The organism is Klebsiella sp. HN106 (genome assembly GCF_051209435.1).
Lineage (GTDB): Bacteria > Pseudomonadota > Gammaproteobacteria > Enterobacterales > Enterobacteriaceae > Klebsiella > Klebsiella oxytoca.
Genome location: NZ_JBLURD010000037.1, coordinates 1 through 6,861 on the forward strand (window position 1 = coordinate 1; position 6,861 = coordinate 6,861).

6 protein-coding genes and 1 pseudogene are annotated in these 6,861 nt (G+C 49.1%); all 7 read left to right on the forward strand.

The annotated features are described in order from the left end of the window. Positions 1 to 813: type VI secretion system Vgr family protein (locus ACSIPU_RS29760; protein ID WP_142306697.1), on the forward strand; the 813-nt coding region annotated here is incomplete at its 5' end. A gap of 15 nt (positions 814 to 828) precedes the next feature. Further along, positions 829 to 1,662, forward strand: coding sequence for a DUF4123 domain-containing protein (locus ACSIPU_RS29765; protein WP_196558302.1), 834 nt, complete (start codon positions 829 to 831; stop codon positions 1,660 to 1,662). Positions 1,663 to 1,727: 65 nt separating this feature from the next. After that, a complete protein-coding gene (locus ACSIPU_RS29770) occupies positions 1,728 to 2,258 on the forward strand; it encodes a DUF3304 domain-containing protein (RefSeq protein WP_196558304.1) in 531 nt (176 codons plus the stop codon). Further along, positions 2,246 to 4,711 (forward strand): T6SS phospholipase effector Tle1-like catalytic domain-containing protein, encoded by a 2,466-nt coding sequence (locus ACSIPU_RS29775; RefSeq protein ID WP_023321344.1) that lies wholly within the window; start codon positions 2,246 to 2,248, stop codon positions 4,709 to 4,711. Before ACSIPU_RS29770 ends, ACSIPU_RS29775 begins: the two co-directional genes overlap by 13 nt. 6 nt (positions 4,712 to 4,717) lie before the next feature. Next, complete coding sequence (locus tag ACSIPU_RS29780) at positions 4,718 to 4,984, forward strand: PAAR domain-containing protein (protein ID WP_016809482.1); 267 nt, start codon at positions 4,718 to 4,720, stop codon at positions 4,982 to 4,984. Further along, a complete protein-coding gene (locus ACSIPU_RS29785; RefSeq protein WP_016809483.1) occupies positions 4,981 to 6,120 on the forward strand; it encodes a hypothetical protein in 1,140 nt (379 codons plus the stop codon). The genes ACSIPU_RS29780 and ACSIPU_RS29785 overlap by 4 nt, the downstream gene beginning before the upstream one ends. A gap of 172 nt (positions 6,121 to 6,292) precedes the next feature. After that, a pseudogene (locus ACSIPU_RS29790) lies at positions 6,293 to 6,861 on the forward strand (type VI secretion protein VasK); the annotation flags it as partial.

Consider the following 6,861-nt stretch of genomic DNA (forward strand, 5'->3'; position numbering starts at 1 on the left):
AGCCAGCTGAACCTGGGGCATCTGGTGGACGGCGGAAAACAGCCGCGCGGGGAGGGATTCGAGCTGCGTACCGACAGCTACGGAGCGATACGGGCCGGGAAAGGGATATTCATCACCGCTGATGCGCAGATGAAAGCGCAGGGGCAGGTACTTGAGATGGGGTCAGCAATAAGCCTTGTTAAAGGTGCTATTCATCAGGCTACTGAGTGGGGAGAGATTGCTGAGAGTCATCATAACGTGCAACCCGACGCACAATGCTTACGTGACTATTTAAAAGCGGCCGAACGGCTTCAAAAACCCGCTATGTTGTTGACAGCCCCTGCTGGAGTAGGGATTGTCAGTCCGGATACAGTGATGCTACAGACGGGGAAAGCACTCTATGCCCAAAGTATGGGCGAAGTACATATTGCCAGCAGCAAACGCATTGCGCTTAATGCTAATTACGCTATTTCTTTATTAGCTCAAACAGAGGGAGTAAGGATTGTCTCTGGTAAGGGGCCTTGCGAACTGGAATCGCATGCAGATACTCTGTCTATTACTGCGCTCAAAGATATTACTATTCAGTCCACGCAGGGCCATTTGCAATTGACAGCCAAAAATGGGATTACCCTGGCATGCGGTGGCGCGTATATTCGGTTGTCTCCCGATGGTCGAATTGAAATACATGGGCCTGGTTTGTTAAGCCTTAAGGGAAAACATGTATTTGAAGGCCCGACAAGGCAGGACTTTCCATTACCAGAACTCCCACAATCGATTTGTAAAGAGTGTCTATGTAAAGCACAGGAAGCTGCCGCTGGATTTATCCCTCGCTAACTAAAAGGATATCAAATGGACGCAGATACTGATAATTCAATATTAAATTGGTTAAAACAGATCGAACAAGTGTGTGCTTGTCTGGATACCGTGTCAGTAAATATTATTGTGGATCAGGCTGGGGATGCCCCCTCTTTAGTTCATGATTTGATGCGGTTTCAACCGCAGATTGCCTGGGTTTCGCTATTAGAGAATGAACCGGAAAATGAGTTTATTGAAGATGCGCCTCTTTTTTTGCAATTATGTATTGATGTATGGCAGCACAAAGAGTGGTTGTCAGCCTTACTTCGGCAATATAATGATCCGGCGCGAATATTGCTCTTTTTTTCTGTGTGTGATTTTAGTTCGTTGGCAAAACATTTGCAGAACCTGATTATTGCGGAATGGGAGGGCCGTAAGGGCTTAATGCGATTTTATGATACCCGAGTATTCCCGGCGTTGGTAACGTCAGTATTGACTGAGCAACAAAAAAATTATTTTCTACATATTGCGCAACTATGGAGCTGGCGTAATCGCAATGGGCAATCCGTCTGGTTTCGGGGTGAAAACTGTGAATATAACTTTAGCGAGACGACATTATTAACGCTTACCGATGCTCAATACAGCCAATTAGGTATGATTAGTGATATCGAAGGATTTATCAGAAAATATCACTTCAGGTATCCTGAGTTTACAAAGCAAACATTATTTAATCATTTGTGGCAGCGATTGCAGATGATGGATGAAGAAACACCGCTTGATAATGAGCGCTTTTTTAGTGAGTATTTATCGGGAGGGGGGGGGAACAGCAAACCATCGATAAAAAGAAGAGACCTGATTAATAATGGCTCTGTAATTTTTCGCGCATAATTCATTGGTGTGTATCCTAAAGCCAGCATGCGCCTACATGAGTGAGACAAAGAGTAAAAATAAATATGATCAAGATGTTTACTAAATGCAGGGGCTATACGCTGTTTTTGTTTGCGGCATTATTATTGACCAGTTGTGAACAACCGGAAACCTGGAGCAGCGGTGATTTGCGTGGGGTTAACCATACACGCCAGGAGATTCCCGGCTTCAGCGTCAACGGCAGTATCGGGCCGAATATTGGTTCCTTCGGGGAAAAGGGAGGAGCTTGTTGCATTTCCCTGCCTGATAAATGGCGACCAGGTTTAAAGGCTGATGTTGTGTGGGTGGTCAGTACGACTTCAGACATAATCAACTTTCCTGGATATGAGGATTGGGAGAAATATAAGGCATGGGAAAAAAAAGTTATAGAGGGGAGGGTTAAACACTACACCACAGTCGATATTCCCGACTACGGTGACAGGAAATGCGGATTAACCGTCCATTTTTTGCCCTGTAATCAAATCAAGGTTACTGCCTCTTGCAAAACATATGGTGCCGCTGAATATCCGATTAAAGAGCCCCGTGAAATGGAGGAGCCTGAGCAATGCCCCAAATGAATGTCAGGTCGGTTTTAGCACCTCCGTATTTCCCCGCTGAAGGCCGGTTGCCCAAAAATATTGACTTGGTACAAGCCAATGTAGATTTACAGACACGTGAGGAGAAGGAGTTTAAACTAACGCTGAATGCGCAAAATGGTCTTAATAATACCCCTCCTTGTTGTAAAAGCCTGCATGTCAGCCTATTTTTTGACGGCACTAATAATAATGAAAAAGCAAGCGCTGAGGCAAAAAGACCGAACCCCAGCAATATCGCCCGACTTTATCATACGGCGCTTGAAGATATCGATAGCGGATATTATAGCTACTATATACCCGGTGTGGGGACTGCTTTTCCGGAAATTGGCGAGTTGGATTTTAGCGATGCGGGGTTAAGATATGCCACGGGGGGAGAGGCGCGAATTAATTGGGCACTGCTGCGCATTGTCGATGCCGTCAGGCATACATTAACCGGAGAACGTCTGGGTGATAGCGAAGCGAAGGGGTTGGCACAGTCTCTTTCAAGGGACATGGCAGGCAAGGCGAAAGTAAACAAACCAATAAGAACGATGAGGCGGCAGGTCGTATTCCGTCACCTGTTTGCCCCACTGCGCGCTAGAGCGAAAACCCATCAGCCGAAAATCCTCAAAATCAAGCTGTTTATCTACGGTTTCTCCCGCGGCGCCGCCGAGGCGCGCGCCTTTGTGAACTGGTTAACGGACATCCTGGATGCGGCATTGCTACAGGAGAAAACTCCGCTACCCACTCTGCTGGGCTGGCCGATAGCCGTTGAGTTTCTTGGTCTCTGCGACACCGTGGCCTCGGTAGGGATTGCACGCATAGCCCCTGGATTTCAGGGGCATATGGCGTGGGCGGATGATAATCTGGCGCTGCCGGATGAAAGTCAATTCCCCGGATTTATTCAGCGCTGCTGCCATTTTGTCTCCGCTCACGAGCAGCGTTTGTGCTTTCCGCTCGATTCTGTCAGACGCACGGAGGGAAATTACCCCGCCAGTACCTTTGAGGTGGTTTACCCTGGTGTTCACTCTGACGTGGGCGGCGGCTATGCCCGGGGGGAGCAGGGGAAGAGCGTTGAGGATGCGCTGATTCTCTCGCAGATTGTGCTGCACGATCTTTATGCCGCAGCCTTTGCTATGGGCGCCCCCCTGATGGTACCGGAACAGATGATCCCGCCCGATTTAGTATCGCGTAAGCCTTCACGGAATATGAGTGAGGACGTTCTGCAGGAATTTAAAATCAAACAACCGCTTATCGAGCGCTTCAATGCCTGGCGCACCACTTTGCAGCCAGACCTGCCGCAGAACGCCACCTCTGGTTATCAACCTGTTGACCTGAAGCATGCGCTGGAAAATGTGATTGAACAGCAGATGGCGTGGATAACTGCCTGGCGTATAGGACGTTTTGCGAATGGCAGTTACCAGCGTCAGTCCTTTTATCAGGAAGCGGCATGGAATAGTGGGGATACGGACCAGCAGCACCGTGACGCAAGTGAGAGGGCGCGTGATGAAAAACAGAAAGAGCGTGAAAAGGCTCGCAAGATAATACCGGATACGCCGGGAGTACCAATATTCGAACCTGCTCTCGATCAGCAGCAGTTGCAGCAGGCAGCGGACGAATTTCGTGCAGATTATCACGCTCTCTCTCCTTACACGGTAGGCATGACGCGGAATAACACTGGCGGTGGATGGCAGATGCTGGTTGATGGCATCGGTGGGAGGATTACGTACATCTTCGATCCTGACGATCAGGCGGCTGAATATACGCAGATGAAAACCGCGGCTAACTCGTTAAAAGGAATACTCTTTAAAGACGATCGTGGCGCGATTACCGATGATAGTCACTATGCCCAAGTTTGTAAGTTGTATGACGATCATATTCATGATTCACGTGCGTGGTTTATGCAATCTAGTCTGGGGTATCGCGAACTGTGGGCGGGTTATTTTCGCTACCGTACCATTTATAGCGGGGATGATGCTAATAAAGAGACTTCTTTGTTAAAAATGAGCCAAAAAGGTGGCGAGGTGCTTATTGGTATAAATATTTATTTAGTTGCTGAGGAAAATAAAGCATTTGCCGCAGTGGATCGGGGTGTGGATAAGTTAGGAAACGTCATGAAAGACGGCATGGAATTATCGGCACAGGCGCAGCAGCTGGAGAATGAGGCTATCGCTGCCAGAAATAAAAAGATCCGTGAAATGGGCGGGAAAGTTATCCGTGGCATGGTCGAGAAAGTAAGGCATATGTCTTCTATGCAAACATGTCCTGTTTCCGATATCAATGGCGAAATGATATGCCAGGTTCCGCTATATGTGAATATAGTTTTCCCCACGCGTAATGTTACCCAGTTACGCAAAATTTATAATCAGCAAGAAGCAGCGAGTGATAAAAAACAGTTGGATGAACTGGTGGAAAATTTAAATAACTTTGTCGAGCCAGCCAGTAACAGGAGATAGCCGGCAATGAGCGCGTTAAAAAAAATAGTCCGACAGGGCGATACTTTACGGGAATATGGTGGAACTGTCTTATCCGGGAAATATCTTGCTTTTGGCAAGCCTATTGCCCGCGTGGGGGATGCGGTGCAGTGCAATAAGCATGGAGCTACAACAATTATTGAGGGAGCAGCAGGAACCATGATTGATGGTAAGTCTGTTGCTCTGGATGGACACCGTTGCACCTGCGGTTGCGCTTTGGTGAGTTCATTACAGGAGATGGATATCGCGCTATGAAATATCCGCGGCTTTATCCTGATTACCGGGGAGTTGTTCCCCCCTGTAAAAAACGCTGGGGAGTGGCATGGCTGGTGGGTAATTTACTGTTTACATTTTTTATCCTCTGGTTATGGCCTTTAGACAAGGCCACCCATACTGCAGAATTCTGGTTCTGGACTGCCGTTTTTCCTACCCTTTTTATCGGATTTCTGTTTGCTGCACGAGTCTTGATTTATCAGGTGGCTTCGGGGAACCAACGGGCTTATCGCCATATACTGCAGCAGGAGGAAGTGCGATGGTGGCGGCAACGAGCGGCCGGACTTCCGATAGAACCATGGTGTTTGCTGGGGCCGGGCGGTGATAAACCAGAGCATCATCTGGCTGCTCTGGCGCGAGATAGCTCTCCGCCAGAATATTTAATAACCCAGCATGGTTTCAGGGTTTTGCGTTGCCCACAAATACTGGAAAACGACATTTGGCGCCGGGAGGCGGCATTAACTCGACATTTAGTGCGCACGTTGATTGAGACATACGCATTAAAAAGCTCATGTCCTCCAGTATTTCAGGCGTTGTACTGGTGTGGTTCGTCACAAGCGGGGCAACAGTTTATGCAGACGTTATGTGATTCAGGATGGCAGTTTCAGCAGCCGCTTTTACCGCTGAACGATATCGATCAGTTAGATGATGCTATCGACCATTACCATCGTCTCTCCCGGCATAAAAATAGATTACTGTGTGCTGGCATTTATTCGGCGAGCCACATCGACTCTACGCAGATTACCGGAGAAGCAGGGTTTGTCTGGTGCGTCGGGGTAGAAAAAAAAGTTATCGTGCAACGTGCTGAACGGCAGGATACTCCAGATGAAACCGCCCTGATGCTAACCAGGCAGGTTGAAAAAATTTCCCTTATGACTTCTCCGCCTGAACACTGTCTGTCATTTAATAACCGTGCAGCAGAATATTTGCAATCGGGAGGATGGCCGACGCTGGAACACATCCTTGCCCCATATTGGGGGGACCTGCAGCAAATGTCCCCATTTGTTGCAATTTCTATGGCTGCCTTCAGAAGCCTTGAGGCTGGGCAATCATGTGGATGGATAGCCCAGGATCAAATGCGTAAATGTATTATTGGAGTAATTACCATTGATAAATGATAAGGAACATCAAGGCTCTCTTTTTCGCCAGTTCATCTGGTGTTCAGTAACGATCACTCTATTTCTGGTGATTATTGGTTGCCTGTATTGGTTTTTAAAGGACGCGCTCGGTTTACCTCCCTTCACATTACAAATGTTCCTGCTATACCTTGCAGGAGCGTGGTTTTTACTGATGTGGTTATCACCTTTTATTCTGCAAGGGTGGAATGCTTTGGCGCGAGCCGAGGCTTTAAACAAGATTTATCATCCAGGACCCGCCACACATCAACAAACCCTGGATGCAAATTCGCATTATCTTACTGAACTGCGTCAATATCTCCGCCGCCGCTTTACCCGTTTCTGGCGCCACAAAGTCCGCCTGCTGCTGGTAGCCGGTGAACCCGCGCACATTGCCGCCATCGCCCCCGGTCTGGCGGAAAAGCAGTGGCTCGAAGGCCACCGCACGGTGCTGATTTACGGCGGCACTCTGTCATCGGCGCCGGATACTGAGCGCCTGGCCGCCCTGCGCAAGCTGCGCCGCAGCCGTCCGCTGGACGGCATCGTGCTGGCGCTTGATGAGGCGCAGGCGACCTGCGCTACCCTGGATAACCATCTTCGCACCCTCGAGCAGGTCGGGGAGGCCCTGCGCTGGCAGCCGCCGGTGTACCTGTGGCAGGTGACTGACAGCGCCTGGCCGCAGGATACCCGCATCAGCCAGACGGTGGGGGCGCTGTTCCCGCCCGGCGCCACGCCGGAGGGGGT

Coding starts and splice junctions, on each gene's coding strand:
- ACSIPU_RS29765 (WP_196558302.1), top strand. CDS start 829: ATGGACGCAGATACTGATAATTCAATATTAAATTGGTTAAAACAGATC.
- ACSIPU_RS29785 (WP_016809483.1), top strand. CDS start 4,981: ATGAAATATCCGCGGCTTTATCCTGATTACCGGGGAGTTGTTCCCCCC.
- ACSIPU_RS29780 (WP_016809482.1), top strand. CDS start 4,718: ATGAGCGCGTTAAAAAAAATAGTCCGACAGGGCGATACTTTACGGGAA.
- ACSIPU_RS29770 (WP_196558304.1), top strand. CDS start 1,728: ATGATCAAGATGTTTACTAAATGCAGGGGCTATACGCTGTTTTTGTTT.
- ACSIPU_RS29775 (WP_023321344.1), top strand. CDS start 2,246: ATGCCCCAAATGAATGTCAGGTCGGTTTTAGCACCTCCGTATTTCCCC.